Here is a 25,688-nt window from a genome sequence, read left to right as displayed (position 1 = left end):
CAGGGCCAAGCGACGGGCCGCGCACGGGGCAAATGGCGTCGAGCTGTTCGGATATGGCCGGATCTAGGCCATCTGGCCTAAATTTCGAGCGCCGTACCGGTGAACCGGCCTTTCGTCAGCCGGCCTGGTCCAGGCCGGTGCGCCACGATGGCGCCGACGCGGTGCCGATGCCGATCCTGCCCGGACTAGCGACGAACCCGCCCGTCCGCTGTCAGGATGACCAGCTCGACAAACTTCGAACCGGCATGCTTTTGCGGACCAAAGTCGAGAAAGAAGCCGCCCAGGTTGAATTCACGCAGCGATTCCAGGCCGTTGATCAAGCCTTCCGGCGTGGGGGTGTTGCCGGCACGACGCAGGCCCTCGACCACGGCCTTGGCAGCCACGTAACCCTCGATGCTGCTGTAGTTGGGCTGGAACGTGTCGCCTTCCGCGGCCTTGCCCGCGGCCAGGTATTCGTCGGCCAGCGGCGTGGATGCGGTGAAGGCAAACGGCATCACCTGGCTGACCACGACACCCCGCGCATCGGTCCCCAGTTCCTTGGCCAGCGCCAGCGTGCCCACGAACGAGACGTTGTAAAACGTTCCGCCGAAACCCGCCTTGCGGGCCGCTCGGATGAAGGCCGCGCACGACCGGTAGGCGCTGATCTGGACGATGGCGTCGGGCCGGCCGGCGAGGATGGTTTTCACTGCGGCGTCGACGTCCACCGTGTTGCGTTCGACGGTGCCCAGGCCGGCGGGTGCGTGCCCGAGGGGCGCGAGCGCCCGGGTCACGCCTTCCAGCCCGGCTTTGCCGTAGCTGTCGTTCTGGTAGAAGACGCCGATGCGTTTGACACCCACGGAAGTGAGCTGTTTGACGATTTCCGCCGTTTCGTCGAAGTACGAAGCGCGCATGTGCAGCGCATAGCGGTTGAACGGCGAGCGCAGCGCCTCGGCGCCGGTGAACGGCGCGAGGAACGGCACCTTGGCCGCCGTGGCCAGCGGCAGGGCCGCCAGGCTGGTGGGGGTGCCGATATAGCCGAACAGCGCGAAGACGCCGCTGTCGATCAGCTGGCGGGTGTTGGCGGCACAGCGGTCCGGCTCGTAGCCATCGTCGAGGCTCTTCAGCTCGATCGCCCTCCCGCCGACCCCGCCGCGCGCGTTGACCCGGTCGAACAGCAGGTGGGCGCCCTTGCGGAACTGCTCGCCCAGGGCGGTGGCCGGGCCGGAGAAGGCCGCGGATTGGCCGAGCACGATGCGGGGGGCGTTGGCCCAAGCCGGCAGCGCAAATGCTGCGGCAGCGGCACCCACATGCGCAATCGCGTCACGACGTTTCATGGCGAACCTTCAGCTAGTTGCGGCGGACGACCTTTTATCGGTTGTTCGCGCCGCGGCATGAGCCGGGCGACCCGATTCCGCGGCGGGTTTGTCAGGTTCTGCGCAGTCTGCGAAGCGCCGTGTGCGCTAGGCCAATTGGCCTAACTATCGAACGCTTCTAGCTTTTCTTGCCCAGCCAACGCCACCCATGATCGGTCCTGTCCCCTCCAATCCAACCAACCGCTCAGGAGTTTCACCATGACCCCCCAAACCTTCACCACCGTCGCCATCCATGTCGTCGGCCAGTACAACCAGGTCGGCAAGCAGCTGGTGCACGCCTACCGCACGGGCACCGCGCGCGTCGTGGCCGGCGTGAACCAGCGTTTCGCCGACGTGGTCAACGCCCGTTCGCTGCCGCTGTTCAATGGCGCCGCCAAGGCCAGCCTGATCGATGCGCAGCAGCGCCTGACCGGCTTCGTGGCCAACGGCGTCGCGCTCGGCACGACCGGTGCCGACATCGCGATCGACCGCCTCGCGGACGGCGTCAAGGGCGGCATCGAGCGTGTCTCGGGCACCACCGCCGGCATCGAGTCGGCGCTGAACACGTCGGTGCTCGGCACCGTCGGCACGCTGGCGCTGCCGGTGGCCCACGTCTCGCTCGAGATCGCCAACCGCCTGGTGCAGGGCAGCAAGCGCCTGTCGGAAACCGTCGCCGGTGACACCGACGTCGCCGTCGCCGCCCCGGCCAAGACGGCCAAGAAGCGCGTTCAGCGCAGCGCCCGCCGCGCCGCATAATCCGGCGCTCCCTGGCCGGCTCCGCGGCACCGCGGGGCCGGTTCCTCGATGCGGTGTGCGAAAGGTGATCGGCATGGCAAGCAAAGCGAACAAGGCCAAGCCGCCCAGCGCCGGCAAGGAAGAAGCCGTCGGCGGCGCCAAGGGCCTGCTGCGCGCCGGCCTGAAGGCGCTGGGCGACGTGCGCGACGACGTCGTGCTGCGCCAGAGCCGGGTCTTCGAAGCGCTGCTCGGCATCGATGCCTCGCATGCGGTGATCAACGGCGTCGAGAAGCTGAGGCCCGAGAGTCGCGAAGCGCTCGGGCTGCACAAGTTCGAGGCCGTCTTCGACCAGCGTGTCGCACGCTCGCTCGAGCGCCTGGGCGTCCCGTCGCCCGAGGCACTGGCCAACCTGGTGCGGCAGCTGGAAGCGATCAACCAGCACCTGCAGCGCATCGAGGCGCCCGCAGCGGCGACTACGGCGCCGGCCAAGAAGAAACGCGCCCCGCGCCGCAGCACGCCGAAGGCCTGAAATGTCAGCCCCCAGCTCACTTCGTTCGCGGCCCCCGAGGGGCGCTCAGTCGGCTTGGGAACGGCCCGGCGCCGACTGACCGCCGCCAAGCAGCGTGACCGCCCCGAAGACGCGCGACCGCATCCTCGACGCCAGCCTCGACCTCTTCAACCGGGAGGGCCTGGCCAGCGTGTCGACGCACCGCATCGCCGCCGAGCTCGGCATGAGCCCGGGCAACCTGCACTACCACTTCCGCACCAAGCAGCTGATCGTCACGTGGCTGTTCCGCCGCTTCGAGGAACGCTTCGCGCCGTGCATCGATGCCAGTGCCACGGTCACCGCGCTTGACGACCTGTGGCTGTCGCTGCACCTGACCTTCGAGGCGATCGCCGAGTACCGCTTCATCTACCGCGACATCGAGGTGCTGCTGAACGAGTTTCCCGAGCTCGAGACGGCGACGCAGGCCCTGACCGCGCGCAACCTGCTGGCCGCGCGCAGCCTGTGCGCGGGGCTGGCCGAAGCCGGCGTGATCGCGGCGACCGCCGAGGATGTCGAGATGCTCGCGTTGCAGATCGTCTTCTCGACCTCGTGCTGGTTCTCGTTCGCACGCATGACGCCGCGGCAGCCGGCGCAGGCCTACAGCGAATCGGCGCTCGCCGCGTACTACACGCTGACGCTGCTGTCGCCGTACGTCGTCGGCGAGTCCAAGGACTACCTGAACTACCTGCGCGCCAAGTACCTGAAATGAAGTGACACCATGACCGAAGACCCCACCTCGTCCGCTCCGCCGAAGCTGATCTACCTCCTGCTCGAAGCCCGCGCCGGCGCCGAGCTGGCGGCCTCGCTCGCCGCCTGGCCCTGGCTTCAATTCGGGCCGCGCGGCGATGGCCATCCGGTGCTGGTGCTGCCGGGCCTGCTGGCCAGCGATCGTTCATCGCTGCTGCTGCGCCGCTACCTCGCTTCGCGCGGGCACGACGTGCACGGCTGGGGGCTCGGCCGCAACTTCGGCGCCCGCGGGAACGTCCGCAACGCGCTGCTCGAACGGCTCGACGAGCTGCACGCGCGCAGCGGACGCAAGGTGAGCCTGGTGGGCTGGAGCCTGGGCGGCATGTTCGCCCGCTTCCTCGCCAAGGAGCGGCCCGACGCGGTGCGCCAGGTGATCACGCTGGGCAGCCCGATCGCCGGCGACCCGCGCGCCAACCGCGCGTGGCGCGTGTACCAGCTGGTCAGCGGCCGCCGCGCCGACGACAAGCCGCTGCGCGCGCGCATCATCGCCGAGCCGACCGTGCCGACGACCTCGATCTACAGCCGCTCCGACGGCATCGTCGCGTGGCGCTGCAGCGTGCAGCGCGAGAGCGCGATCACCGAGAACATCGAGGTGGTCAGCAGTCACGTCGGCCTGGGCATGCATCCGGTCGTGTTGCACGCCTTGGCCGACCGGCTGGCGCAGCCCGAAGGCGCGTGGCAGCCGTTCGAACGGCGGGGCTTGCGCGCGCTGGTGTATCCGCGCGCGGCCGCTTTTCAGTCGCGGTAGCGGATCACCAGGAACGTGGCCGCATGGCGCGTCAGCGGCACGGCCGGGGCCAGCCCCAGCGCGGGGCCGCGATTTGCCTCGGTGGCCGCGCCGGTGCCGAGCACGTGGTAGCCCGCGAACTGCGACTCGCGGCTCAGCTGCACCAGGGCCGTGCCGCCGACTTCGCGCGCCGCCTTCACCACGCGTTCCTGCCAGCGCAGCATCGGCAGCACGCCGCTCGAGCGCTGGTCGTCGATGCGGCCGACCACCTCGTAGCGCCGCGGCGGCCCGTCGCTGTCCCAGATCTCCATGCCGTCGACGACGACGTGCGTGCCGCCCTTGCCCTGCACGAGCTCGCGGCGACCATCGGCCGGACGGAAATCGGTCGTCGCGCAAGCGGCGCAAAGCGCGGCGAGGGCGAGCAGCAGCGGGCGCGTCGAGCGCCGCAGGGCAGGGGACGAGATCGGCATGGGGCGATCGTACGCGCGCGCCGATCGCGCGGCGCGCGCTGCCGCCCCTCACGCCGCAGGCGGCGCGGCCTTCAGGCGGTGCTCGCGCTCCGCCGCCGGGTCCGCGTCAATGCCGCCGCGGCGAGCGCCAGGCCGAGCAGGGCGTAGACCGGCGGCTCGGGCAGGACGATCCGGCACTGGCCGGTGCCCACCGCCACGCAGGCGGTGCCGATCAGCAGGTCGAGCGTCTGCGCATCCAGGCCCACGAAGTTACGGTCGAAGTCGAGGTCGGGTCCGAGCGTGAAGGTCGTGACCCCGTCGGTCATCCCCTGCAGCGTGAAGCGGAAGAGCAGGAAGCTGTCCGGCTGATTCGCCGCCAGGTCCGCATCCGTGTCGAGCGAATTCAGGAAGAACCCGAGGTCGCCCTGAACGACGTTGTCGAATCCGGAGATCGCCGAGAAATTCACGTTGAACGGTGAAATGAACTGCGTGATCACCTGCCAGTTCAGCAGCGCCGGGTCGTACGTGAAATTCAGGTCGTAGGCCGACAGGATCTCGGCCCCGAGCCCGCTGACGGTGGCGTCGATCGTCACCGAATCGCCGACGTTGATGTGCGTGCTCGAGGGCGTGAAGCTCAGAACCGGCACCGCCCCGGCCGGCGCAGCGCTGAGGAGGGTGCCCAGGACGAACCCACATGACGCGATGAGTTTTTTCATGATGAGCCTTCCGTTACTCAGCCGATGGATTGAGGGTCTTACTGGCCGCAACCGGCACGGGTGCACACCAGCGTACAGGCACGCACGTCGTTGATCGTGATCTTGCCGTCGGCGTTGGCGTCACGCGGGTCGTTTGCCGTGGGCGCCTGGCCGATCGCGGCGCGGATCAGGTTCAGGTCGGCGCTGTCGACATCGGTGTCTCCGTCGACGTCGCACACCGTGACGAGGCTGTTGACCGTCAGGTCGAACAGGATCGGCGAGTCCCGGTTGGTGTTGGCGTTCAGCCGCGTCTGGATCTGGATGAAGCGTCCGCTGGCCGCGAACTGCACGTTCTTGCTGACCGGCTGGTAGGTCATGCCCGACAACGCGGCCTGCGTGTCGGCCGTGCGGGCTTCGACCTGCACCGAGGCACCGGCCGGCACCGCATCGGTCCAGTTGATCTTGCCCCACGGCGTCGCTGCGGCGCCGCCGTCGAACACCACGGTCCAGGTGCCGGTCGGGTTGGTCTGCGTGCGCTGGCTCAGGCCGGTGGCGTCGCTGTAGGTGTAGGGGTGATTGCCGACCGGGAAGACGCCCAGCGGCAGGCCATCGGTGCCGCGGTACTTCATCACCACGTTGCCGGTGCGCGAGACCTGCCAGACGTCGTTGTTCGAATCGACGATCACGCCGCGTGTCTCGGTGCCGCCGATCTGGCTCGGCCGCGTCCAGATCACGTTGCCGTTGAGCGCCGGGTCGGTGCTCCAGCGGAACTTGGTGACGCCGCCGCTGCCGAACGGGCCGCTGACGATGTCGCCGGTCGCATCGACCGATATCCCGGTCGCCGCGAACGACATATCGGCCGGGAAGATGAAGGCATTCGTGGCCGGGTTGAACTCGGTGTAGCTGGCGCCGCTGATCAGGCCCAGGAACACCCGGTCGTGCCCGAGCGCGATGCCGTAGTTCTGGCCGCCGTGGATGAAGGACGACACGACGTGCCCTGCATTCAGGTGCGTATTGGTGATCTTGCCCAGCACGTTGGCGAGCGATGCGCTCCACAAGACGTTGTTGCCGTCGACCAGGCAGCCGTACGGGGTCCAGTTCACGGCGATCGGACCGGCCAGCACGCTGCCGTCGACCGAGCTGATCTTCCAGTACTGCTGCGCGTTGTACAGCCCGACCCACAGGTGGCCGTCAGTGCCGATGCACAGCGACCGGCCGAGACCGTTGTTGGGTCCCACCGACACCGCCCAGGCGATGCGCTCGTCCTGCAGCTCGGCGACGTCGATGCGGTTGTTGGCCGGCGCGTTGTCGGCCATCGGCTTCATTTCGGCAAGGCTGATCTGGCCGTTGTTGTCGGTGTCGGTCGAGGTGTCGACCACGCCGTTGCCGTTGCGGTCGATGCTGCCTTCGGCCAGGATCTTCAGCACCCAGGCCTGGCGGTCGCCCTGGAACCAGCGGTTGGCCACGTAGGCGTTGCCGTCGAGGTCGACCGCCGTGCGCGACGGCGCGGGTCCGGCGAACGGGTTGTTCACGTGGCTGACGAAGCCGGGCTGCCCGGAGGGACCGAACCAGGTCCGGTAGCGACCGATCTCCTTGTTGAGATTGGTGTCGATCTTGCTGAGCGTGTCCTCGCCGCCGTTGGCGATCCACATGACCGGGAAGGTCGTGCCGACCGCGCTGATCTGCAGCTGGTTGTTGTTCGGTGCGTTGTGGTTGACGCCCGACAGCACACCGAGGTCGAAGTCGGCATCGAGGGTATACGTCTTGCCGGCGGCACCGGCCAGGGTCGACGCGATCGCCAGCGCGATGGCGGTGACCGACCAGCGGAAGTTCGTCGGGAAGCGGGCGGCATGGCGATGTGTCATGGCTTGCCTTTCGCCTGGGTTGAAGTGGGTTCGGTCGGGGGCTGCAGCGCGGCCGTCTGCAGGGGCGCGCGGCCGCGCAGGAAATGCGGTTGCGGATCGAGGTCGAAGGCCTTGCCGCGTGACAACAGCTGGCGGTCGCTGCCATCGCTGCGCACCGACAGGATCTGCGAACTGCCCCACGGGACGGCGACATAAAAGAGCCGCCGGCCATCGTCGGACCAGGCCGGGCCCATGTTCTCGATTTCCGGCTCGCCGGCGACGTTGCGGGGCTGGCTGCCGTCGGCGTTCATCACGAAGAGGTTCGCGCGCGTGCCCTCGGGATGGTCGCGCGTGCTGAGGAAGGCGATGCGCCGGCCGTCGGGCGACCAATGCGCCTGCGTGTTCAGGAAGCTCTTCGAATTCGTCAGGTTGACGAGGTCGTCACCATCGGCGGCGACGGTGACGATGTCCGACACCGTGTCGCCCATGAAGCGGGTGAAGACCAGCCGCTTTCCATCCGGCGACCAGCTGACGCCGCTGTTGGACGGCTTCGACGCCGCGGTTAGGTTGATCAGCCGGCTGCCATCGACCTGCACGACCATCACATCGGCCTTGCGATTGCTGACGGCCAGGAATGCGAGCCGCGTACCGTCGGGCGACCACTGCACGCCCGCCTGTTCGCCGGGGGTCGGCGCCAGCGCGCGCGGTTCGCCGCCGTCGGCGTTCATCACCCACACCTGCGGCAGCTTGCTGCGCGTGGAGATGAATGCGATGCGCCGGCCATCGGGCGACCAGGCCGGCCCGGCATCGAGCGCCGGGTGGCGCGTCAGCGGCCGCTGGTTCGACCCATCGGCCTCCATCAGGTAGATCTCGGGATTGCCGTCTCGGTAGGACACGAAGGCCACCTGGCGTGCATCCGGCGACCAGCGCGGATGGTCGTTGCCGCCGGCGGTGCGGGTCAGCTGCAGCGGCTCGCCGCCCTCCGGCCGGCCGAGGAAGATCTGCATGCCGTCGTTGCGGATCGACGTGAACAGGAATGGCGCCGCGTCGGGCGCGGCAGCGCTCAGGCCGTGCGCCAGCAGCAGGGCCGCAGCGACGGCCTCGGCAAATCGCCGCAGCGCCGTGCCGGCGTGCGCGCGAGCGGGACCGAAGGCCCTCACTGCGACCTCACGGCGTCGCGTGCACGTTGACGCTGATCAGGACCTTGCCGGCGCTGTTGAGCACCCGGAGCGTGTGGGCGCCCGGGACCGCGGGATAAAGGGTGTAGCGGACCGTGCCTTGCGCATCGGCGACGGTGCTGTAGTGCGCCTCCGGCGCGCCGGGCGCGATCACGGCAACGGACAAGGCACTGTTCGGGGCGAAGCCGCTGCCGGTGAAGGGTGTCGCCTGCGCCACGCGCGAGGTCGATGGGCCCGACAGGGCGGGCGCCGCCTGGATCGACGAGGCTGCCACCAGGATCAGCGCGGTGAACGCCGCGGACAGGGGCTTGCGGGACGCGGCGGCCGGGGTCGTCGCGGAAGTGGCTGACTTCATTGCCTGACCTCCACACAGGAACCGACCCGCCGCCCGTGCGGCGTGCCGTGTCAGGAATCTTCGACGGAGCGTGAAGATCCGTATCACCTGTGCTACGCAGTGTCCAGCGATTCGCTGGAGCAGACATCCCCCGGTCGCGGGGGAGATGACGCGCGTTACACGCTGGCCGGCGGCCCGTCGGCGACGATGCGGCCCTGCGCCATGCGCACGATGCGATCGGAGACGTTGCGCGCGAAGGCCATCTCGTGCGTCACGAGGATCATCGTGCGGCCTTCCTCGGCCAGCGTGCGCACGACGGCCAGCACCTCGTCGACCAGCGACGGGTCGAGCGCCGAGGTGATCTCGTCGAGCAGCAGCAGCTTGGGCGCCATGGCCACCGCGCGCGCGATGCCGACGCGCTGCTGCTGTCCGCCCGACAGCTGCGACGGCAGGTGCCGCAGCCGGTCGCCCAGGCCCACGCGCTCGAGCCAGCCGGCCGCCAGCGCCTCGGCCTGCGGGCGCGGCATGCGGCGCACCTTGACCAGCCCGAGCATCACGTTCTGCAGAGCGCTCAGGTGCGGGAACAGGTTGAACATCTGGAACACCATGCCGGTCTCGGCGCGGATCGGTGCCAGCTCGCGCTCGCTGCGGCGCACGCGCCGATTGCCTTCGTCGCGGTAGCCGACCTCGACACCGTCGATCGTGATGCTGCCTGCGTCGTAGGTCTCGAGCAGGTTGATGCAGCGCAGCAGCGTGGTCTTGCCCGAGCCCGACGGGCCGATGATCGTGACCACCTGGCCACGCTGCACCGCCAGGCCGACCTCGTGCAGCACCGGCACGTCGCCGAAGGACTTGCACAAGCCGCGGATCGAGACGAGCGGCGGGTCGCCAGCCATCACTCGCGGGCCTGGTAGTACGACAGCCGCCGCTCGCAATGGCGGCTCGCCAGCGACAGGCCGTAGTTGATCGCGAAGTAGATCGCGCCGCCGAGCAGGTACAGCGGCAGCGCCTGGTAGGTGCGGCCGATCACCTGCTGGATCGCCAGCATCAGGTCGACGACGCCGATCAGCGAGACCAGCGCGCTGCCCTTGACGGCATCGGCGACGCTGTTGACCCAGCCGGGCAGGAAGCGGCGCGCGGCCTGCGGCAGGATCACCGCCGTCATGCGCTGGCCGAAGCGCAGGCCGATGGCCTTGGCCGCTTCGTTCTGGCCCGGGTGGATCGACTGCAGCGCACCGCGTGCGAGCTCGGTCACCTGCGCGGTCGAGAAGATCGCCAGCGCCAGCACGCCGGCGCTGAAGCTGCTGAAGTGCAGGCCGGCGGCGGGCAGGCCGTAGAACACGAAGAAGATCAGCACCAGCACCGGAATGCCGCGCACGATGTCGCTGCAGGCCTGGATCGCCGCCTGCAGGGGCGGTGTGCCGTAGACGCGCAAGAGGCCGAGCATGATGCCTGTTAGCAGCGACAGCACGACGACCAGTGCCGACACCGCCAGCGTGACCAGCAGGCCGCGCCACAGAAAGGGCAGCGCCTGCAGCATCGCGTCGAGCGCTGGGCTCATCATCGATCCACCGCGAAGCGCCGCTCGAGCAGCCGCATCAACCGCAGCATCGCGTAGCCGGTGCCGAGGTACATCAGCGTGATGACGAGGAAGACCTCGACGACCCGAAAGCTGTTGAGCTGGATCCATTGCGCGCCGAAGGTCAGCTCGGGCACCGCGATCACCGCCGCCACCGCGGTGTCCTTGAACAGCGAGACGAAGGTATTGCCCAGCGCCGGCAGGCAGATGCGCAACATCGTCGGCAGGCGCACGTGCAGCAGCCGCTGCCACGGCGTCAGGCCGATCGCCTTGCCGGCTTCGATCAGCCCAGCGGGCACGGCGGCCAGGCCGGCGCGGAAGACCTCGACCAGGTAGGCGCCGGCGTAGATCGCCAGCGTCGCGACGAAGGACGCGGTGGCGCCGTAGCGCAGGTCGAGCTGCGTCGGGATGCCGTAGAAAACCAGGTAGACGAGCAGCAGCAGCGGTACGTTGCGCAGGATCTCGACATAGGCCTGGATCGCCGCGCGCGTCGCGCGGCCGCCCGACACGTGCGCCACCGCCAGCGCCAGCCCGATCGTCACGCCGATCGCGATCGCCAGCGCCGCCATGCCGAGGCTCAGCGCGAGCCCGGACAACAGCCGGTCGAAGTGCTGCCAGACGTAGCCGAAATGAAGGTGGTACGGCAAACCGGTTCAACCGCCGCCGAGCCGCCTCAAGGCGGCTGAGCGCCCCCTTGGGGGGCAGGAGCGAAGCGACGTGGGGGCCGACATCAGATCGGCGGGAAGCCGGGTACGCGCGCCGGCAGGTCGACGCCGAAGAATTCCTTGAAGGCCTTGTCGTAGACCGCGGTGTCGTTGCCGTGCATCGCCACGTTGAAGGTGGTGTTCACGAAGTTCAGCCAGTCCGGATCCCCCTGCCGCAAGGCCGCGCTGTAGAGCTGGCTCTGCCAGTGCTTGCCAGCGTCGACGTAGACATCGGGCTTGCTGCGCACCAGCCAGGCCATGTTCGACAGGTCCACCGCGGCCGCGTCGGCGCGCTTGGCATCGAGCGCCTGGATCACGTTGGCCTGGGTGTCGATCTGCAGCACCTGGGCCTGCGGCAGCACCATCTTGATGTTCTTCTCGGCGTCGGCGTTCTGCAGGATCGAGACCTTGGTGTCGGCGCCGGCCTTCAGCATCTGATCGAAGCTCTTGCGCGCGGCGTCCTTGCGCGACAGCAACGCGATGCCCTCGACGTAGTACGGGCGCGAGAACGCGGCCAGCTGCGCGCGCTGCGCGGTGACCGTCATGAACTGGATCGTGATGTCGACCTTGCCGCTGGCGATGTTCGGGATGCGTGCGGCCGCATCCTGCAGCACGAACTCGACCTTGTTCTCGTCGTCGAACAAGCCCTTCGCCAGGATGCGCGCCATCGCGATGTCCATGCCGGTGAGCTTGCCGCTGGCGTCCTCGAAGTGCCAGGGCGCATTGGTGCTGCCGGTGCCGACGAGCAGCTTGCCGCGATCGAGCACGGTGCGCAACTGGCTCTTGGCGGCGGGTGAGGCGGGTGCGGCGGTGGGGGTGCCGCCGCCCTGTGCGCCAACGAGCCGCGTTCCGGCCAGCGCGATGGCCGCGCCGCCGACACTCGCGGCTCCCAGGCGCAGCCAGTCGCGGCGCTGGGCATCGGTTCCGTTTGCCATGCTCTTCCTCCGTTGAATCAATCGGGCCAGCGCAGCCGCTGCGCGATCTGGCGCCGGCGGCGTTCGGCCAGCGGCGTCGCCGGCCGGCGCTCGCTGCGCGCGCGCTCGAGTGCGGTGGTCAGGGCCTGCAGCACCAGGCGCTCCTGGCCCGGATGCAGGTTGCAGGGGTCGAGGTCGAAGTAGCCGAGCTCGGCCTCGTGGTCACGCGCGATCACCGGCGGCTCGCCGGCGGCGAGTGCGTCGACGAAGTCCCATGCGGTGATGTGCGCGCTGCGCGCATCGATGTGGATGCGCAGGCGCTCGAGCGGATTGCCGGTCGGGTCGGGCTCGATCACCGCGCGCACGCCGGGCTGCCCGGCCAGGCCATCGCGCCAGAGATAGAGGCAGGCGCGCTCGGATTCGCGCACGGCGGCGTGGTCGCGCGCGCCCCAGGCCTGCAGCGCGGCGATGCTGCCGTAGATGCCTTCCTTGCCGACCTTCATGCCACGGCCGATGCCGTGGTTCTGCAGATAGGCCGCGCGCACCAGCGCCTTGCGGCCGGCGACGATTCCGGCAGTCGGCCCACCGAGGAACTTGTGCGCCGAGTACAGCGCGATGTCGGCGCCCCGGCTGATGAAGCCGCGCAGGTCGTACTCCGATGCGGCGTCGACGATCACCGGCACGCCGCGCGCATGCGCGACCTCGATCACCGTCACCAGCGGGATCTGCGCGTACGACACCGTGTGGTGCGAGACCACGTGCAATACCGCGGTGGTGGATGGGCCGATGGCGCCTTCGAGCTGGTAGCCGTGCGCCTCGGTCGCCTGGCCCACCGGCACGACGCGGGCGCCCGCGAGTCGCACGGCCTGGTCGATCGGCGCGCCGTAGTTGACGAGGTGGCCGGCCTGCATCACGACCGCATGCTTCAGGCCGCTGCAGTCGGGCAGGCGTTCGATGGCCGCGAGGTCGTCTCCGGTCATCGTGCCGGCCACCGCCAGCGTGATGCCGGCGGCGCACGATGCGGTGATGAAGCCGGCCTCGGACCCGCAGGCGCGGGCGATCGCCGCGCTGGCGCAGCGCTGCAGGTCGGCGATCTCGACGAACTGCGGCAGGATCGCCGCGGCCGCCTCGACGGCCGCCGGCACCGCGATCGACGCGCCCAGCGATGTCATCGTGCCCGACACGTTGATGACGGGGCGCAAACCAAGCTGCGTGCGCAGGTCCATGGCAGGCCGATCGAGGGTGGAGGACGACGAGGTCGGACGCGGAGGCGATTACACAGTTATGGAATAGCTACTTGAATTACGGAATATCTTAGCGTAGGCTCGCGGCAAGTCAAGGCGGCTGAACGGCCGCCGCAGGAGCTGTCCCGAGATGCCCACGAAAGGCGGCCCCGCGCCGCAGCCCCGCAGCCGCGTCAGCGCGCTCGACCGCGCCTTGCAAGTGCTCGACCAGTTGCAGGCGACCGGCGCACCGATGACCGCGTACGACATCGCGCGCACCGCCGGCGCGCCGCTGTCGACCATGTATTCGATCATCGACGACCTGGTCGAGCGCGGCCTGCTGATGCGCGCCGACGACCGGCGCGTCTGGCTCGGCCCGCGGCTCTATGGCTACGGTCTGCTCTACGCCAGCTCGCTCGACCTGCTCGCCGTCGCCGGCGAGGAGATGCAGCGCCTGAGCCGCGAGGTCGAGGAGACGGTGCAGATCTGCGGCCGCGACGAGGGCATGATGGTCGTGCTGCTGATGGCCGAGGGGCCGGGGCACTTTCGCGTCACCTCGCGCGTCGGCTCGCGCGTGCCGTCGAACTGGACCGCGTCGGGCCGGCTGCTGGTCGGCCACCTGCCGCCGGCGAAGCGGGCCGCGTACTTTGCGAAGCATGCCAAGGCCTCGCCCACCGGCCGTGCCGAGACCGATGCGCGCAAGCTGGCGCAGGCCTCGGCGGCGGCGCTGGAGCAGCGGCTGAGCATGCAGGTCGGCGAATCGGATGCGTCGGTGGCCTGCCTGGCCGCGCCGGTGGTCAACGAGCGCGGCGAATGCCAGATCACGATCTCGATCGTGTTGCCCGAAGCCAAGGCCGCGCAGCATGAGCGTTATGCGCGTGCGGTGCAGGCCGCTGCCGAGCGCATCGAGCAGCGCCTGGGCTGGCGCACGGTGGCCGAGCCGCGGGCCGCCTGATGGACCGCTACCAGCGGCTGCACGCACGCGGCCTGGTGCTGCCGGCGGCGCCGCGGCCGGTGGCCAGCTACCGCAGCCACGTGCGCGAAGGTGGCCTGATCTACCTGTCCGGCCAGGGGCCGCTGACGGCCGACGGGCGGTTGTGCACCGGCAAGGTCGGCCGCGACGTCAGCCTCGACGAAGCGTATGCCCACGCGCGGCTCGCCGGCATGAACCTGCTGGCGGTGCTGCACGAGGTGCTGGGCGACCTGGCGCGCGTCAAGCGCATCGTCAAGCTGCTCGGCATGGTCAACGCCGCGCCCGATTTCAACGACCACCCGCTGGTCATCAACGGCTGCTCCGACCTGTTCCTCGATGTCTTCGGCCCGGAGGACGGCAGCCATGCGCGCTCGGCGGTCGGCATGGGCTCGCTGCCGGGCAACATCACGGTGGAGATCGAGGCGATCGTCGCGGCGCACGCGCCCGACGCTTGATCGCGGGGTCCGGCAAGGGATTCTGACGACAGCCAAAAAGGAGATGCGGGTCGCGAACGACCCGCATCGCTTGCGGTAGGTGGCAGCGGCACTGCCGCTGGGGTCACCAACCGCGCCCGTCAGGCAGACCCTCGCCGGGACGCCCTCGGGGCTTGAAGCCCGCCGCACTCGCGTTGATCGGCGACTGCGGCGGGCCGGGGACAGGTGTCAGCCGTACGTCCGGTGCAGCTGTCCGCCGTCGTAGCGCACGCGGTCGCCGACGCGCAGATCGTCGATGCGCTGGAAGTCGAAGTGGCGGCGTTCGCCGTTGTCGAAGCGCACGCTGACGCGATAGACGTCATCGGCATTACGCTTCTGGATCTGGTGGCCGATGATCGCGCCGCCCACCGCGCCGATGCCCGTGGCGGCAGCACGGCCGCTGCCCGAGCCGACCTGGTTGCCGAGCACGCCGCCGATCACGGCGCCGAGCACCGCGCCGGCACCCGGGCCGCGTTGCTCGGAACCGACGACGTCGATGCCTTGCACGGTACCCGTGGACACGCTGTACGACGAGCCGTAGGTGATCGGCGCGTCAGGAACGGAAGAAGTCGAACCGCAACCGCCGAGGACGGCGGCGGAAGCGAGGAACACGGCGGCAGGCCAACGACGATTCATGGTTTTGCTCCAACAGGTGGATGGTGTGCATGAACCTTAGGGCCGCACGGGGCCGACCGATGCCGGTCATCCATCACTTGCAACGTCGGACGCGCCGCGCCGCGGCTGTCGGAGAGTCCCTACGGCGTCAGCCGCGCGGCGTGCGCGCAGGGCGGCGCGCCGGGGGCGGTGCGGCGGGCGCCTCGCCATCGGCGGGCGCCACGGGCTTGCGGATGCGCACCGGCTTGCGCTCGCGCGGGACGTCGGCCGGCGGCGGCGCGTCGGCCTGGGCGATCGCGCCGGCCAGCGCGTCGGCGACGATGTCCGATGCCGGCGCCGCGGCCGGCGCATGCTCCGCGCCCGGCTCGTCGGCCTTGATGACGCGCGTATACGGCGCCAGCAGCGTGACCAGCTGCGCGTAGACCTTCGGATTGCCGGCGACCAGTTCGCGCTGGTACAGGTAGTCGGCCTCGCCGGTGAAGTTGCCGACCAGGCCGCCGGCCTCGGTGATCATCAGCGAGCCGGCCGCCATGTCCCACGGATTGAGCCCGGTCTCGAAGAAGCCGTCGTACCAGCCGGCGGCGACATAACACAGATCCAGAGCGGCCGCGCCGGGCCGGCGCACGCCGGCGCAGGCCTGCATCACGGTCTCGAACATCTTGACGTAGCGCTGGAAGCTGTCGCCCTTGCGGAACGGGAAGCCGGTGCCGATCAAGGAGTCGGAAAGACGGATGCGCTTGCTGACGCGCAGGCGGCGGTCGTTGAGGAAGGCGCCGCGCCCGCGCGAGGCGTAGAAGAGGTCGTTGCGGGTCGGGTCGTAGACGACGGCCTGCTGCACCACGCCGCGGTGCGCGAGCGCGATCGACACCGCGTAGACCGGGAAGCCGTGCAGGAAGTTGGTGGTGCCGTCGAGCGGATCGATGATCCAGACGAATTCGCTGTTCTTCGCACCGTGCTCCCGGCCGGACTCTTCGGCCAGGATGCCGTGGCCGGGATAGGCCGTCAGCAGCGTTTCGATGATCGCGTTCTCGGCCGCCTGGTCGACTTCGCTGACGAAGTCGTTCGGGCCCTTGTGCGTGATCTTCAGGATGTCCAGGTCCTGTGAACCGCGGTTGATGATCGCCCCGGCGGCGCGTGCGGCCTTGATGGCGATGTTGAGCATCGGGTGCAGCTGTTGCTGTTGCGTCATGGGACGTCCTGGATTCCTGGAGAGGGGGGCGGTGCGGCGGCGAAGGGAAAGAGCGCGGGCGAACGACAATGGCCGTCGATGCCGAAGCCCGCGATTTTAGCCGCCGTGACCCCACCGTGACAGAACCCCCGCCGCCGCCCGACCCGACGCGTTTCGTGCTGATGCGCACGAGCCACCGCGGCAACGTCGGCGCGGCAGCGCGCGCGATCAAGGTGATGGGCTTTGCCGAGCTGGTGCTGGTGCAGCCGCGTTTTGCCGACGTGCTGAGCCACGAGGAGACCGTGGCGATGGCCAGCGGCGCGGCCGACGTGCTGACGCGCGCGCGCATCGTCGACACGCTGGCCGAGGCGCTGGAGGGCATCCACATCGCCTGCGCCACGGCGATGACGCCGCGCGATTTCGGGCCGCCGACGTTTGCGCCGCGGGACCACTTCCCGGCGCTGGCCGCCGACGGCCGGCGCATCGCCTTCGTCTTCGGCAGCGAGCGCTTCGGGCTGGCCAACGAGGACGTCTGGCGCTGCCAGGCCTGCCTGAGCATCCCGACGCATCCGGACTACGGCTCGCTGAACCTGGCGCAGGCGGTGCAGCTGATCGCCTACGAGTGGCGCCAGGCGCGCGGCGGCTTCGCGGTGGTGCCGCGCACGCCGCGGGTCGAGCACGCCAGCCTGCCCGAGGTGATCGGCGCGCTCGAGCATTGGCGGGAGACGCTGGAGCAGATCGGCTTTCTCGACCCGGCGGCGCCGAAGCGGCTGCTGCCGCGGCTGCAGCAGCTCTTGAACCGCGCGCAGCTGACGCGCGAGGAGCTGCACATCCTGCGCGGCATCGCCCGCGCGGTGCAGCAGACAAGTCGCCCGCCGGCAGGGAAATAGCGGCCCGCATACACTGGCCGCGCCTTTGACCCGGGACCTCAGAGATGTTCAGCCGCCTGCGTGAAGACATTGCCTGCATCCGTGAGCGCGACCCCGCCGCGCGCTCGACCTGGGAGGTCATCACCTGTTATCCCGGCCTGCACGCGCTGATCTGGCACCGCCTCGCGCACCGCGCCTGGAAAGCCGGCTTCACGGTGACCGGCCGCTTCCTGTCGCACCTGGGCCGCTTCTTCAGCGGCATCGAGATCCACCCGGGCGCGACGATCGGCCGCCGCGTCTTCATCGACCACGGCATGGGCATCGTCATCGGCGAGACCGCCGAGGTCGGCGACGAATGCACGATCTACCAGGGCGTGACCTTGGGCGGCACCTCGCTGACCAAGGGCGCGAAGCGCCATCCGACACTCGGCCGCGGCGTGATCGTCAGCGCCGGCGCGAAGGTGCTCGGCGGCTTCACGGTCGGCGACGGCGCGCGGATCGGCTCCAACGCGGTGCTGCTGCAGCCGGTGCCAGCGGGCGCGACGGCGGTCGGCATCCCGGCGCGCATCGTGCAGAAGTCGGCCGATGCGCAGCGCGAGGAAGCGGCGGCCAAGATGGGCTTCTCGGCCTACGGCGTGACGCTGGGCGACGACCCGGTGGCGCAGGCGATGAAGGGGCTGATCGACAACGCGTCGAGCCACGAGCACCAGATCGCCCTGCTGTGGCAGGCGATCGAGAAGCTCTCGTCGGGCGCGCGCGAGCTGCCGGCGGCCGAATGCGTGCCGCAGGATGCGCACACCACCGAAAACTTCGATGCCGAGGGGCTGAACCGGCTCGTCAAGTAGTCGGCCGGATGGCCGACTTGGGCCGGAACGCCTTGCAGACCGCCTCGTCGGTCTCGAGGTAGGGCCCGCCGATCAGGTCGATGCAGTAGGGCACCGCGGCGAAGATGCCCGGCACGCCCTGCTCGGGCAGGCCTTGCAGCGTTTCGGCGATCGACTTCGGCTGGCCCGGCAGGTTGATGATCAGCGCACGGCCGCGGATCACCGCGACCTGGCGCGACAGGATCGCCGTCGGCACGAAGCGCAGGCTGATCTGCCGCATCTGTTCGCCGAAGCCGGGCATTTCCTTGTCGGCGACCGCCAGCGTCGCCTCGGGCGTCACGTCGCGCGGCGCCGGGCCGGTGCCGCCTGTTGTCAGCACCAGGTCGCAGCGCGCGCCGTCGACCAGCTCGCGCAGCGCCTCGCTGATGGTGTCCAGCTCGTCGGGGATCAGCCGCGTCTGCCACTCGATCGGGTTGCGCAGCGCGCGGGCCAGCCAGTCCTGCAGCGCCGGGATGCCCTTGTCCTCGTAGACGCCGGCCGACGCGCGGTCGCTGACCGAGATCACGCCGATGCGCAGCGGGTCGAAGTCACTCATCGGATTTACTCCCGTCCTCGGCATCGGTGGCCAGCCACGGCTTGATGAACTGGAACAGCTCGCGGTAGCCGCGGCCGCTGCGCTGCTCGGGCTGCGCGGCGGCATCCTTGCGCGCGGTGCGGATCAGGCTGCGCAGGCGCTGCAGGTCGGACTGCGGATAGGTCGCGGCCCAACGCGTCGACGCGTCGTCGCCGGCGATCAGCTCGTCGCGCCAGCGCTCGGCCTCGTGCAGCATCAGCGTGTCCTTCGCCGAGCCGAGCTTGAACGAGGCCACCGCCTCGCGCAGCGGCTCCTCGTCGGCCGCGCGCATCTGCTTGCCGACGTACTGCAGCTGGCGGCGCCGCCCTTCATGCGACTTGGTGCGGCGGTAGGTCAGGATCGCTTCGCGCAGCGCCTCGGGCATCGGCGTCGCGGCGAAGCGGTCGTCGGGCAGCTCGGCCAGCTCGGCACCGAGCGCCTGCAGCGCATGGCTGTGCTGCTTGAGCTGGGTCTTGCTCGGGCGCTCGGCGGCGCTGTCGTCTTGGTCTTCGGGATCGGGGCGCATGGGGCCACAAGGGGCGTGAAGGGCGTGAAGGGCGTGAAGGGCGTGAAGGGGCGTGGCTATGATTGTCGCCCAGCCCAAAACAAGAGAGCGCACCCCATGTCCACCACCTCCCAGGGCTTCGCCTTTCAACGCGAGCAGTTCCAGCAGATCATCGAGGACACGCTGGACATTGCGCGCACGCTCGGCGCCAGCGACGCCGGCGCCGAGGTTTCCGAGGGCGCGGGCCTGTCGGTCTCGGTGCGCAAGGGCGAGCTCGAGAACGTCGAGCGCAACCGTGACAAGTCGCTCGGCGTCACCGTCTACCTCGGCCAGCGGCGCGGCAACGCGAGCACGTCCGACTTCTCGCGCCAGGCGATCGAGCAGACGGTGCGCGCGGCCTATGACATCGCGCGCTTCACCGCCGAGGATCCGGCCGCCGGCCTGCCCGAGGCCGACGACCTGGCCGGCGCCGACGAGGCCGCCCGCGACCTCGACCTGTTCTATCCGTGGGACCTGAATGCCGACACCGCCGCCGAGCTGGCGCGGCGCTGCGAGGACGCCGCTTTCGCCACCGACCGGCGCATCGGCAACAGCGAAGGCGCCGGTACCTCGGCGCAGCAATCGCACTTCTGGGCCGGCAACAGCCGCGGCTTCCGCGGCGGTTACTCGAGCTCGCGCCATTCGATCTCGGTGGCGCCGATCGCGGTGCAGCCGTCGCGCAGCCGCCGCGGCGAGCCCGACATGCAGCGCGATGCCTGGTACAGCTCGATGCGCGATGCGATGGACCTCGCCTCGCCCGAGGCGGTTGGGCGTTATGCCGCCGAACGCGCGCTGTCGCGGCTGGCGGCGCGCAAGATCGCCACCTGCGAGGTGCCGATCCTGTTCGAGTCCTCGCTCGCCGCCGGCATGCTCGGCGCCTACGTGCAGGCCACCAGCGGCGGTGCGCTGTACCGGCGCGCCACGTTCCTGCTCGACTGCATCGGCCAACCGGTGCTCGCCGACCACCTCGACATCGACGAGGACCCGCACCAGCGCAAGGGCAAGGCCAGCGCGCCGTTCGACGACGAAGGCGTGCGCACGCGCAAGCGTCGCGTCGTCGATGCGGGTGTCGTGCAGGGCTATTTCCTGTCGAGCTATTCGGCGCGCAAGCTCGGCCTGAAGACCACCGGGCACGCCGGCGGCTCGCAGAACCTGTCGCTGACCAGCCGCCACACGCAGCCGGGCGACCATCTCGACCAGATGCTGCGCAAGCTGCACCGCGGCTTCTTCGTCACCGAGCTGATGGGGCAGGGCGTCAACTACGTGACCGGCGACTACTCGCGCGGCGCCGCCGGCTACTGGGTCGAGCAGGGCCGCATCGTGCATCCGGTGCACGAGGTGACGATCGCCGGCAACCTGCGCGACATGCTGCGCGGCATCGTCGCGCTGGGCGCCGACCGCTACACGCTCGGCGGCAAGACGGTCGGCTCGATGCTGATGGACCGCATGAAGGTGGCCGGCGCGTGAAGCGGATTCAGCGGGTCAGCGGCAGCGGAAAGCTCGCCAGGCTGGCGTGCCCGTCGCGATCGACGGCCTGCACGCCGAAGATCAGGTTGTCCTTCGACAGGCCGCTCATCACGATCCGCGTGACGTTGCCGACGTCGCGCCGGTGCTGCCAGACGGGCGAGCCGGTCTCGCGCCAGACGATGCGGTAGCCGGCCAGGTCGGGCTCGTTGTTCGCATCCCAGCGCAGCGCGGTGTCGTTGGTCAGCTCCAGCACTTCGACGCGGGCGTTCTTCGGCGGCGCCGGTGCCAGCGCCAGCGTGGCCAGGCCCGCGGTGTTGATGCGCGCGACATCGGCCACGTAGCCGAAGTCGACGAACTCCGGCAGGTCGCCGTAACGCACGCCGTTCTCGGTGCGCACGTTCTGGTGCTGGTGGCGGAAGTTCTCGAACGGCTCGGTGAAGCGCACCGCGGCATACCCGCGCGCCAGGAAGGGCAGGTGGTCGCCGCCGCGCAGGTAGCGGTCGGGGCGCTGGATCAGGTTGACCTGGAAGCCGCTCAGGTGGCGTTCGGCGGCTTCCTTCAGGTGGCGGCCGAGCTGGTGCGTCGGGAAGTCGGCGCTGCCGCCGGCGCGCGCGAAGTCGTCGACCTGCTGCCGCACCGCCGCCTGTGCCGCGGCGTCCTCGGTGCTCTGGTTGGCCGGCGCGCGCAGCGCCAGCCGCAGCAGCGGCGTCAGGCCGTCGGCGAACAGGCGCACCTGGCGCGCATCGCGCTGGCCGAAATCGCCGACCGGGCTGCCGATGATGTCGTTGGTGACCATCGCCTCGACCTGCAGGCCCTGGCGCCGTGCCTGTGCCGCCCAGTTCGTCGCGCCGAGCAGGCCTTGTTCCTCGCCGGCCACCGCCATGAACACCAGCGTGGCGTCGAAGCGCCGGCGGGCCATCACGCAGGCCATCTCCATCACCGCGGCGGTGCCGGAGGCGTCGTCGTTGGCGCCGGGGGCGACCGAGTGCGCGTCCATCACGTCGCTGGCGCGCGAGTCGTAGTGGCCGCTGACGACGAGCAGCCGATCGCGCGACGACGGCTGCGTGCCGGGCAGCGTCGCGACCACGTTGACGATCGGCGTCGCGCTCGGCACGCGCGCGCCGGCGGGTTCGAGGTGCTCGTCGAAGGCGACCTGCAGGCGCCCGCCGGCTTCCCGCGAGCAGGCCTCCAGCTCGGCCTTGATCCAGCGCCGCGCGGCGCCGATGCCGCGGGTCGGCGAATCGGTCTCCGACAAGGTGTGGCGGGTCTCGAAGGCCGCCAGCGTGCGGATGCGCGCTTCGATGCGCTGCGGCGAGATCTCGGCGAGCAGCGCGGCGATCGCCGGATCGCGGTGCGGTTCGGCAGGAGGGGCTGGCGGCGTTGCGCAGGCGCTGAGCAGCACGGCGGCACCGAGGCCGGCAAGACGATGAGGCATCGCCGAAGTGTCGCCCTCCGGATGCGCCGCGGCCTGGGACTTTCCCGAATTTCAGGGAGTTTCAAGCTCGCGGCCCTAGTCTGCGCAGCGGCCGTGCAAAGCATCGAATCCGGCGCCTGCGTTGACCGGGTTTCACCCCGGCCTGCGCGGGGGACCGACTTCTAGAATGCCGCGCACTTCACTGCAAAATTGCTTAGGAGATCTGCATGGAACGTCGTTCCTTCGTTCGTAGCGCCGGCTTGGCCGGCGTTCTGGCTGCGGGCGTCGCCCCGGCGGTGCACGCGCAAGCCGCGATCCGCTGGCGCCTGGCGTCGAGCTTCCCGAAATCGCTCGACACCATCTTCGGCGCGGCCGAGGTCTTCGCGAAGAAGGTCAGCGAGATGTCCGGCGGCAAGTTCACGATCACCACCCATGCGGGCGGCGAGCTGATGCCCCCGTTCGGGGTCGTCGACGGCGTGCAGAACGGCACCGTCGAAGTCGCGCACACCGCGCCCTACTACTTCTTCGGCAAGGACGAGACCTTCGCGCTCGGCTGCGCGATCCCGTTCGGCCTCAATTCGCGCCAGATGACCGCGTGGATGATCGAAGGCAACGGCCTGAAGCTGATGCGCGAGTTCTACAAGCAGTTCAACATCGTCAACTTCCTCGGCGGCAACACCGGCGCGCAGATGGGCGGCTGGTACCGCAAGGAAATCAAGTCGATTGCCGATGTCAAGGGCATGAAGATGCGCATCGGCGGCTTCGCCGGCAAGGTCTTCGAAAAGCTCGGCGGCGTGCCGCAGAACATCCCCGGCGGCGAAATCTACCAGTCGCTCGAGAAGGGCACGATCGACGCCGCCGAATGGGTCGGCCCGTACGACGACCAGAAGCTCGGCTTCAACAAGGTGGCGCCGTTCTACTACTACCCCGGCTGGTGGGAAGGTGGTCCGCAGCTGGACTTCTACATCAACAGCAAGGCCTACGAGGGCTTGTCGGCCGAGAACAAGGCGATCGTCGAATGCGCGGCCGCCGTGGCGCACACCGACATGCAGGCCAAGTACGACGCCAAGAACCCGGGCGCGCTGAAGCAGCTGGTCGCCGGCGGCACCAAGCTGTTCCGCTTCCCGAAGGACGTGCTCGACGCGGCGTTCAAGGAGTCGATGGCGCTGTACAGCGACATTTCGGGCAAGAATCCGAACTGGAAGAAGATCTACGAGGACTACGCCGCCTTCCGCCGCGATCAGAACCTGTGGTTCCGCTTCGCCGAAGCCGGCTTCGACGACTACATGCAGTCGCAGAAGCTGTGATCGGTGGCGGGCGCAACGCCCGCCCCGTCGGATCTTGACCACCGGCCTGCCGCGCCCGACCAGGGCGTCGCAGGCCGCTAACGTTTCAGGGACGCGGCCAAGCGCGCTCGGCGACGCCCGGCACACATATCATGCTGCCGCGACCGGTGACGGCCAGGCCGATGCCCTGTTTCATGCGGTTTCACCGGGAATTGCTTCCAGTCGACAATGTCAGCTTTGCCACCCGGCAGCTGCAGTGAGCCACGAACCGCGCGCGACCCTCCCGCACCGGTGGTCTCCCGTCGCTCGACCGCTCGATTCAACCCTGGAATGACATGAAGCTACGCACGCTATTCACCCTCGCCATCGCTGCCGGCGCCGCCGCCGGTTGCGGCGGGGGATCCGATCACGACCAAGGTCCGCAGCAGGGCCGTCAACGCATCGCGCGCGCCGTCGAGGCCCTGGCCGCACCGGCCGCCACCAGCAGCCAGGCCGCGGCCGCGGTGGACCCGGCGCTCGAGGCGACGCAGCTGTTCAACTTCGCCGAGGCGAACTACCCGCAGCTCTTCCCCTCGCATCGGCCCGACATGGCCACCGAGAATTGGCGTTATCGCTTCTACCCCGAGACCGGCATCTTCCTGGTGGTGTCCGATGGGCGGATCTTCGTGCTCGGCGGGTCTTTCGGTGAGCAGGTGAAGTACATCGGCCTGGCGGCGGACGTGCTGAACCCGCCGCCCAACGTGGTCGCCAAGGTGGTCACCCCTGCGGTCGGCAAGATCGGCTGGAACCTCGCGGTGACGGCGCAGTTCACGCTGACCGACACCTTGGGCATGGCCGTCCCCGGCCCCTACACCTGCAGCAGCGACGCCCCGGTCGCCATCGAGGTCGCGAGCGACTGCACGGCCGTCACCGGCCGCCGGCTGGGCACGCACACCATCAGCGTGGCGAAGGATGGTGTCGTCGGCAAGGCGTCGGTCAAGGTCATCCCGCAGGCGCAGCCCATCGGCACCGGACCCTTCGCGAAGTACAACCTGCTCGCGACGCCGGACGGCCGGGCACTCGTCTGGGGCGCTGCGGATGCGCCACTGGGGCAGGGAACGTGGACGGGATCGTCGATCGGCGCCTTCCTGCCGATGCCGGTGAAGGCCCCCACCGGTGACGGCCTGCTGAGCGGCGTCGTGGCCGTCGCAGCCGGCGAATACCAGGCCTTTGCGCTCACCGAGGATGGCGAGCTCTACTCCTGGGGCCGCAGCACCGCGCTGGGGCGCCCGAACACGAGCGGCGACAGCCGCGCGGGCAAGGTGACCGACCCGGCCGGCGTCCAAGCCCTGAAGGGCATCGTCGCGGTTTCCAGCGGCGGCGCCAATTCGCTCGCCCTCGCCGACGACGGCACGGTCTATGCCTGGGGCGATGCCACCAGCCTGGCCGGCCCCGACCCGAAGAAGCTGCCCGGCGTGGTTCCCGGCGGCAAGGCGGTGGCCATCGCTTCGGGCTTTTCGTGGAACGCGGCGCTGCTGGCGGACGGTCGGGTGGTCACCTGGGGCAAGAACACCGACGGCGCCCTGGGCCAGGGGAGCACGTCGACCAACGAGCTGAAACCGGCGCTGGTGGTCGACGACGGGACAAACGCCCCGATCACCGGCATCGTGGCGATCTCCGCCGGTCATCAGCACGGGTTCGCGTTGACCGCCACGGGTCGGGCGTATGCCTGGGGCAAGAACACGTCGGGCCAACTGGGCCATGGCGACCTGGGCAACCGCTACACCAAGGCGGTGCTGGTGAGCGCGCCGACCGGCACCGGAATCTGGAGCGGCCTGCGCATGGTCGTTGCCGGAGGCAATCACTCGCTGGCCATCGACAACACGGGCAAGGCGTACAGCTGGGGCCTCGGGCTGTCCGGCGAGCTGGGTGACGGAGCGGGCAGTCCGCGTGGCAACGAATCCGCGCTGCCGGCCGAAGTGGTGTCGATAGCCGGTACCGGCCAGTTGGTCGACGTGGTGAGCCTGGGTGCCGGCTACGGCCATTCGCTCGCGCTGGCGTCGGACGGTCGCCTGCTGGTCTGGGGCACCGGCTTCGGCGGCATCCTGGGCCAGGGCGGCAGCAGCACCGCCAGGAGCACTGTCCCGTTGCAGGTCAAGAACGAAGTCGGCACCGCACCGCTGAACCTCGGCCCGGTGTCGTACTGGCCGAACCTCGAGCGCAGGGTGCTGCCCTGACGTGAGCGGGCCGGAAACGGCCCGCAGAACTGACACGAGCGGGCGGAAACGGCCCGCAAAAAGGACAAGGGCCTGCAAGCGTCACCGCTTGCAGGCCCTTGATTTTCTTGGTGCCGGTGAGAAGAGTCGAACTCCCGACCTTCGCATTACGAATGCGCTGCTCTACCAACTGAGCTACACCGGCACGGTGAACCGCGGAGTATAGGCGAAGTTTCTGGT

At 69.6% G+C, this 25,688-nt stretch carries 27 protein-coding genes and 1 tRNA gene; 11 read left to right on the top strand and 17 right to left on the bottom strand.

Annotation, left to right across the window (positions count from 1 at the left end):
* Nucleotides 1-185: 185 nt before the first annotated feature.
* Entirely contained in the window at nucleotides 186-1,313 is a 1,128-nt protein-coding gene (locus HLB44_RS11780) for an ABC transporter substrate-binding protein (RefSeq protein ID WP_173122763.1), read from the bottom strand.
* Nucleotides 1,314-1,550: 237 nt separating this feature from the next.
* On the opposite strand from HLB44_RS11780, the gene HLB44_RS11775 reads away from it, so the two are divergent.
* The 4 genes from HLB44_RS11775 to HLB44_RS11760 all read left to right on the top strand — a co-directional run bounded on the left by HLB44_RS11775 (nucleotide 1,551) and on the right by HLB44_RS11760 (nucleotide 4,108).
* Nucleotides 1,551-2,087 (top strand): hypothetical protein, encoded by a 537-nt coding sequence (locus HLB44_RS11775; protein ID WP_173122762.1) that lies wholly within the window; start codon nucleotides 1,551-1,553, stop codon nucleotides 2,085-2,087.
* A 73-nt stretch (nucleotides 2,088-2,160) separates the two neighbouring features.
* The gene (locus HLB44_RS11770) at nucleotides 2,161-2,595 is read left to right on the top strand and encodes a phasin family protein (protein ID WP_173122761.1); all 435 of its coding nucleotides are present in this window, start codon (nucleotides 2,161-2,163) and stop codon (nucleotides 2,593-2,595) included.
* Nucleotides 2,596-2,689: 94 nt separating this feature from the next.
* Nucleotides 2,690-3,322 carry a TetR/AcrR family transcriptional regulator gene (locus HLB44_RS11765; protein WP_173122760.1) on the top strand — a complete coding sequence of 211 codons (633 nt, stop codon included), beginning with the start codon at nucleotides 2,690-2,692 and terminating at the stop codon, nucleotides 3,320-3,322.
* Between the two features lie 9 nt (nucleotides 3,323-3,331).
* The gene (locus HLB44_RS11760) at nucleotides 3,332-4,108 is read left to right on the top strand and encodes an alpha/beta fold hydrolase (protein WP_173122759.1); all 777 of its coding nucleotides are present in this window, start codon (nucleotides 3,332-3,334) and stop codon (nucleotides 4,106-4,108) included.
* Here HLB44_RS11760 and HLB44_RS11755 read toward each other — a convergent pair.
* The 10 genes from HLB44_RS11755 to HLB44_RS11710 form a co-directional block, all read right to left on the bottom strand.
* Nucleotides 4,096-4,557, bottom strand: a complete 462-nt coding sequence (locus HLB44_RS11755; RefSeq protein WP_173122758.1) for a hypothetical protein — start codon at nucleotides 4,555-4,557, stop codon at nucleotides 4,096-4,098. The genes HLB44_RS11760 and HLB44_RS11755 overlap by 13 nt on opposite strands.
* Before the next feature lie 71 nt (nucleotides 4,558-4,628).
* Nucleotides 4,629-5,252 carry a cohesin domain-containing protein gene (locus HLB44_RS11750; RefSeq protein ID WP_173122757.1) on the bottom strand — a complete coding sequence of 208 codons (624 nt, stop codon included), beginning with the start codon at nucleotides 5,250-5,252 and terminating at the stop codon, nucleotides 4,629-4,631.
* Between the two features lie 38 nt (nucleotides 5,253-5,290).
* Nucleotides 5,291-7,096 (bottom strand): hypothetical protein, encoded by a 1,806-nt coding sequence (locus HLB44_RS11745; RefSeq protein ID WP_173122756.1) that lies wholly within the window; start codon nucleotides 7,094-7,096, stop codon nucleotides 5,291-5,293.
* Complete coding sequence (locus HLB44_RS11740) at nucleotides 7,093-8,235, bottom strand: LpqB family beta-propeller domain-containing protein (RefSeq protein WP_173122755.1); 1,143 nt, start codon at nucleotides 8,233-8,235, stop codon at nucleotides 7,093-7,095. Before HLB44_RS11740 ends, HLB44_RS11745 begins: the two co-directional genes overlap by 4 nt.
* A 7-nt stretch (nucleotides 8,236-8,242) precedes the next feature.
* Complete coding sequence (locus HLB44_RS11735) at nucleotides 8,243-8,608, bottom strand: hypothetical protein (RefSeq protein WP_173122754.1); 366 nt, start codon at nucleotides 8,606-8,608, stop codon at nucleotides 8,243-8,245.
* 155 nt (nucleotides 8,609-8,763) lie between these two features.
* Nucleotides 8,764-9,483 (bottom strand): amino acid ABC transporter ATP-binding protein, encoded by a 720-nt coding sequence (locus HLB44_RS11730; RefSeq protein ID WP_173122753.1) that lies wholly within the window; start codon nucleotides 9,481-9,483, stop codon nucleotides 8,764-8,766.
* A complete protein-coding gene (locus tag HLB44_RS11725; RefSeq protein ID WP_217283616.1) occupies nucleotides 9,483-10,148 on the bottom strand; it encodes an amino acid ABC transporter permease in 666 nt (221 codons plus the stop codon). The genes HLB44_RS11730 and HLB44_RS11725 overlap by 1 nt, the downstream gene beginning before the upstream one ends.
* The gene (locus HLB44_RS11720) at nucleotides 10,148-10,813 is read right to left on the bottom strand and encodes an amino acid ABC transporter permease (RefSeq protein WP_173122752.1); all 666 of its coding nucleotides are present in this window, start codon (nucleotides 10,811-10,813) and stop codon (nucleotides 10,148-10,150) included. The genes HLB44_RS11725 and HLB44_RS11720 overlap by 1 nt, the downstream gene beginning before the upstream one ends.
* 83 nt (nucleotides 10,814-10,896) lie before the next feature.
* Nucleotides 10,897-11,805, bottom strand: a complete 909-nt coding sequence (locus HLB44_RS11715) for a transporter substrate-binding domain-containing protein (protein ID WP_173122751.1) — start codon at nucleotides 11,803-11,805, stop codon at nucleotides 10,897-10,899.
* Between the two features lie 17 nt (nucleotides 11,806-11,822).
* Complete coding sequence (locus tag HLB44_RS11710; RefSeq protein WP_173122750.1) at nucleotides 11,823-13,010, bottom strand: aminotransferase class V-fold PLP-dependent enzyme; 1,188 nt, start codon at nucleotides 13,008-13,010, stop codon at nucleotides 11,823-11,825.
* Nucleotides 13,011-13,158: 148 nt separating this feature from the next.
* Between HLB44_RS11710 and HLB44_RS11705 the strand changes: the two genes are divergently transcribed.
* Together HLB44_RS11705 and HLB44_RS11700 are read left to right on the top strand one after the other, a co-directional pair.
* Nucleotides 13,159-13,962 (top strand): IclR family transcriptional regulator, encoded by an 804-nt coding sequence (locus tag HLB44_RS11705; RefSeq protein ID WP_173122749.1) that lies wholly within the window; start codon nucleotides 13,159-13,161, stop codon nucleotides 13,960-13,962.
* Nucleotides 13,962-14,435, top strand: coding sequence for a RidA family protein (locus HLB44_RS11700; protein ID WP_173122748.1), 474 nt, complete (start codon nucleotides 13,962-13,964; stop codon nucleotides 14,433-14,435). The genes HLB44_RS11705 and HLB44_RS11700 overlap by 1 nt, the downstream gene beginning before the upstream one ends.
* A 207-nt stretch (nucleotides 14,436-14,642) precedes the next feature.
* Here the strand turns inward: HLB44_RS11700 and HLB44_RS11695 are convergent, their stop codons facing one another.
* Both HLB44_RS11695 and HLB44_RS11690 read right to left on the bottom strand, forming a co-directional pair.
* Nucleotides 14,643-15,089, bottom strand: a complete 447-nt coding sequence (locus tag HLB44_RS11695; RefSeq protein WP_173122747.1) for an outer membrane lipoprotein — start codon at nucleotides 15,087-15,089, stop codon at nucleotides 14,643-14,645.
* A 127-nt stretch (nucleotides 15,090-15,216) separates the two neighbouring features.
* Nucleotides 15,217-16,257 (bottom strand): inositol monophosphatase family protein, encoded by a 1,041-nt coding sequence (locus HLB44_RS11690; protein ID WP_173122746.1) that lies wholly within the window; start codon nucleotides 16,255-16,257, stop codon nucleotides 15,217-15,219.
* Between the two features lie 161 nt (nucleotides 16,258-16,418).
* Here HLB44_RS11690 and HLB44_RS11685 point away from each other — a divergent pair, with 161 nt between their 5' ends.
* The gene (locus tag HLB44_RS11685; RefSeq protein ID WP_173122959.1) at nucleotides 16,419-17,126 is read left to right on the top strand and encodes an RNA methyltransferase; all 708 of its coding nucleotides are present in this window, start codon (nucleotides 16,419-16,421) and stop codon (nucleotides 17,124-17,126) included.
* A 44-nt stretch (nucleotides 17,127-17,170) separates the two neighbouring features.
* Nucleotides 17,171-17,950, top strand: a complete 780-nt coding sequence (gene cysE, locus HLB44_RS11680) for a serine O-acetyltransferase (RefSeq protein ID WP_173122745.1) — start codon at nucleotides 17,171-17,173, stop codon at nucleotides 17,948-17,950.
* On the opposite strand, the gene mog is transcribed toward cysE, so the two are convergent.
* The gene (gene mog / locus HLB44_RS11675) at nucleotides 17,943-18,524 is read right to left on the bottom strand and encodes a molybdopterin adenylyltransferase (protein ID WP_173122744.1); all 582 of its coding nucleotides are present in this window, start codon (nucleotides 18,522-18,524) and stop codon (nucleotides 17,943-17,945) included. The two genes, cysE and mog, sit on opposite strands and share 8 nt — an antisense overlap.
* Complete coding sequence (gene yjgA / locus HLB44_RS11670) at nucleotides 18,517-19,068, bottom strand: ribosome biogenesis factor YjgA (protein ID WP_173122743.1); 552 nt, start codon at nucleotides 19,066-19,068, stop codon at nucleotides 18,517-18,519. Before yjgA ends, mog begins: the two co-directional genes overlap by 8 nt.
* Nucleotides 19,069-19,164: 96 nt before the next feature.
* Between yjgA and pmbA the strand changes: the two genes are divergently transcribed.
* Nucleotides 19,165-20,553: a metalloprotease PmbA gene (pmbA, locus tag HLB44_RS11665; protein ID WP_173122742.1), complete on the top strand. Its 1,389-nt coding sequence runs from the start codon at nucleotides 19,165-19,167 to the stop codon at nucleotides 20,551-20,553.
* A 7-nt stretch (nucleotides 20,554-20,560) separates the two neighbouring features.
* On the opposite strand, the gene HLB44_RS11660 is transcribed toward pmbA, so the two are convergent.
* Complete coding sequence (locus HLB44_RS11660) at nucleotides 20,561-21,988, bottom strand: M28 family metallopeptidase (protein ID WP_173122741.1); 1,428 nt, start codon at nucleotides 21,986-21,988, stop codon at nucleotides 20,561-20,563.
* A gap of 206 nt (nucleotides 21,989-22,194) precedes the next feature.
* On the opposite strand from HLB44_RS11660, the gene HLB44_RS11655 reads away from it, so the two are divergent.
* Both HLB44_RS11655 and HLB44_RS11650 read left to right on the top strand, forming a co-directional pair.
* On the top strand, nucleotides 22,195-23,274 hold the full coding sequence (locus HLB44_RS11655) for a TRAP transporter substrate-binding protein (RefSeq protein WP_173122740.1): 1,080 nt from the start codon (nucleotides 22,195-22,197) through the stop codon (nucleotides 23,272-23,274).
* Between the two features lie 314 nt (nucleotides 23,275-23,588).
* Nucleotides 23,589-25,469 carry an RCC1 domain-containing protein gene (locus tag HLB44_RS11650; RefSeq protein ID WP_173122739.1) on the top strand — a complete coding sequence of 627 codons (1,881 nt, stop codon included), beginning with the start codon at nucleotides 23,589-23,591 and terminating at the stop codon, nucleotides 25,467-25,469.
* Between the two features lie 108 nt (nucleotides 25,470-25,577).
* On the opposite strand, the gene HLB44_RS11645 is transcribed toward HLB44_RS11650, so the two are convergent.
* A tRNA-Thr gene (locus tag HLB44_RS11645) sits at nucleotides 25,578-25,653 on the bottom strand.
* Between the last annotated feature and the right edge of the window lie 35 nt (nucleotides 25,654-25,688).

Source organism: Pseudaquabacterium terrae, assembly GCF_013266755.1.
In the GTDB taxonomy this organism is placed as follows: Bacteria; Pseudomonadota; Gammaproteobacteria; order Burkholderiales; family Burkholderiaceae_C; genus Pseudaquabacterium; species Pseudaquabacterium terrae.
The sequence above is the reverse complement of the archived record's forward strand: the minus strand, read 5'-3'. Positions and strand labels throughout refer to the sequence as shown.

Bases quoted from the DNA above. Each gene is read 5' to 3' on its own strand.
- HLB44_RS11780 (WP_173122763.1), bottom strand. From the start codon at position 1,313: ATGAAACGTCGTGACGCGATTGCGCATGTGGGTGCCGCTGCCGCAGCA.
- HLB44_RS11775 (WP_173122762.1), top strand. From the start codon at position 1,551: ATGACCCCCCAAACCTTCACCACCGTCGCCATCCATGTCGTCGGCCAG.
- HLB44_RS11770 (WP_173122761.1), top strand. From the start codon at position 2,161: ATGGCAAGCAAAGCGAACAAGGCCAAGCCGCCCAGCGCCGGCAAGGAA.
- HLB44_RS11760 (WP_173122759.1), top strand. From the start codon at position 3,332: ATGACCGAAGACCCCACCTCGTCCGCTCCGCCGAAGCTGATCTACCTC.
- HLB44_RS11755 (WP_173122758.1), bottom strand. From the start codon at position 4,557: ATGCCGATCTCGTCCCCTGCCCTGCGGCGCTCGACGCGCCCGCTGCTG.
- HLB44_RS11750 (WP_173122757.1), bottom strand. From the start codon at position 5,252: ATGAAAAAACTCATCGCGTCATGTGGGTTCGTCCTGGGCACCCTCCTC.
- HLB44_RS11745 (WP_173122756.1), bottom strand. From the start codon at position 7,096: ATGACACATCGCCATGCCGCCCGCTTCCCGACGAACTTCCGCTGGTCG.
- HLB44_RS11735 (WP_173122754.1), bottom strand. From the start codon at position 8,608: ATGAAGTCAGCCACTTCCGCGACGACCCCGGCCGCCGCGTCCCGCAAG.
- HLB44_RS11730 (WP_173122753.1), bottom strand. From the start codon at position 9,483: ATGGCTGGCGACCCGCCGCTCGTCTCGATCCGCGGCTTGTGCAAGTCC.
- HLB44_RS11725 (WP_217283616.1), bottom strand. From the start codon at position 10,148: ATGAGCCCAGCGCTCGACGCGATGCTGCAGGCGCTGCCCTTTCTGTGG.
- HLB44_RS11715 (WP_173122751.1), bottom strand. From the start codon at position 11,805: ATGGCAAACGGAACCGATGCCCAGCGCCGCGACTGGCTGCGCCTGGGA.
- HLB44_RS11710 (WP_173122750.1), bottom strand. From the start codon at position 13,010: ATGGACCTGCGCACGCAGCTTGGTTTGCGCCCCGTCATCAACGTGTCG.
- HLB44_RS11705 (WP_173122749.1), top strand. From the start codon at position 13,159: ATGCCCACGAAAGGCGGCCCCGCGCCGCAGCCCCGCAGCCGCGTCAGC.
- HLB44_RS11700 (WP_173122748.1), top strand. From the start codon at position 13,962: ATGGACCGCTACCAGCGGCTGCACGCACGCGGCCTGGTGCTGCCGGCG.
- HLB44_RS11695 (WP_173122747.1), bottom strand. From the start codon at position 15,089: ATGAATCGTCGTTGGCCTGCCGCCGTGTTCCTCGCTTCCGCCGCCGTC.
- HLB44_RS11690 (WP_173122746.1), bottom strand. From the start codon at position 16,257: ATGACGCAACAGCAACAGCTGCACCCGATGCTCAACATCGCCATCAAG.
- HLB44_RS11685 (WP_173122959.1), top strand. From the start codon at position 16,419: ATGCGCACGAGCCACCGCGGCAACGTCGGCGCGGCAGCGCGCGCGATC.
- cysE (WP_173122745.1), top strand. From the start codon at position 17,171: ATGTTCAGCCGCCTGCGTGAAGACATTGCCTGCATCCGTGAGCGCGAC.
- mog (WP_173122744.1), bottom strand. From the start codon at position 18,524: ATGAGTGACTTCGACCCGCTGCGCATCGGCGTGATCTCGGTCAGCGAC.
- yjgA (WP_173122743.1), bottom strand. From the start codon at position 19,068: ATGCGCCCCGATCCCGAAGACCAAGACGACAGCGCCGCCGAGCGCCCG.
- pmbA (WP_173122742.1), top strand. From the start codon at position 19,165: ATGTCCACCACCTCCCAGGGCTTCGCCTTTCAACGCGAGCAGTTCCAG.
- HLB44_RS11660 (WP_173122741.1), bottom strand. From the start codon at position 21,988: ATGCCTCATCGTCTTGCCGGCCTCGGTGCCGCCGTGCTGCTCAGCGCC.
- HLB44_RS11655 (WP_173122740.1), top strand. From the start codon at position 22,195: ATGGAACGTCGTTCCTTCGTTCGTAGCGCCGGCTTGGCCGGCGTTCTG.
- HLB44_RS11650 (WP_173122739.1), top strand. From the start codon at position 23,589: ATGAAGCTACGCACGCTATTCACCCTCGCCATCGCTGCCGGCGCCGCC.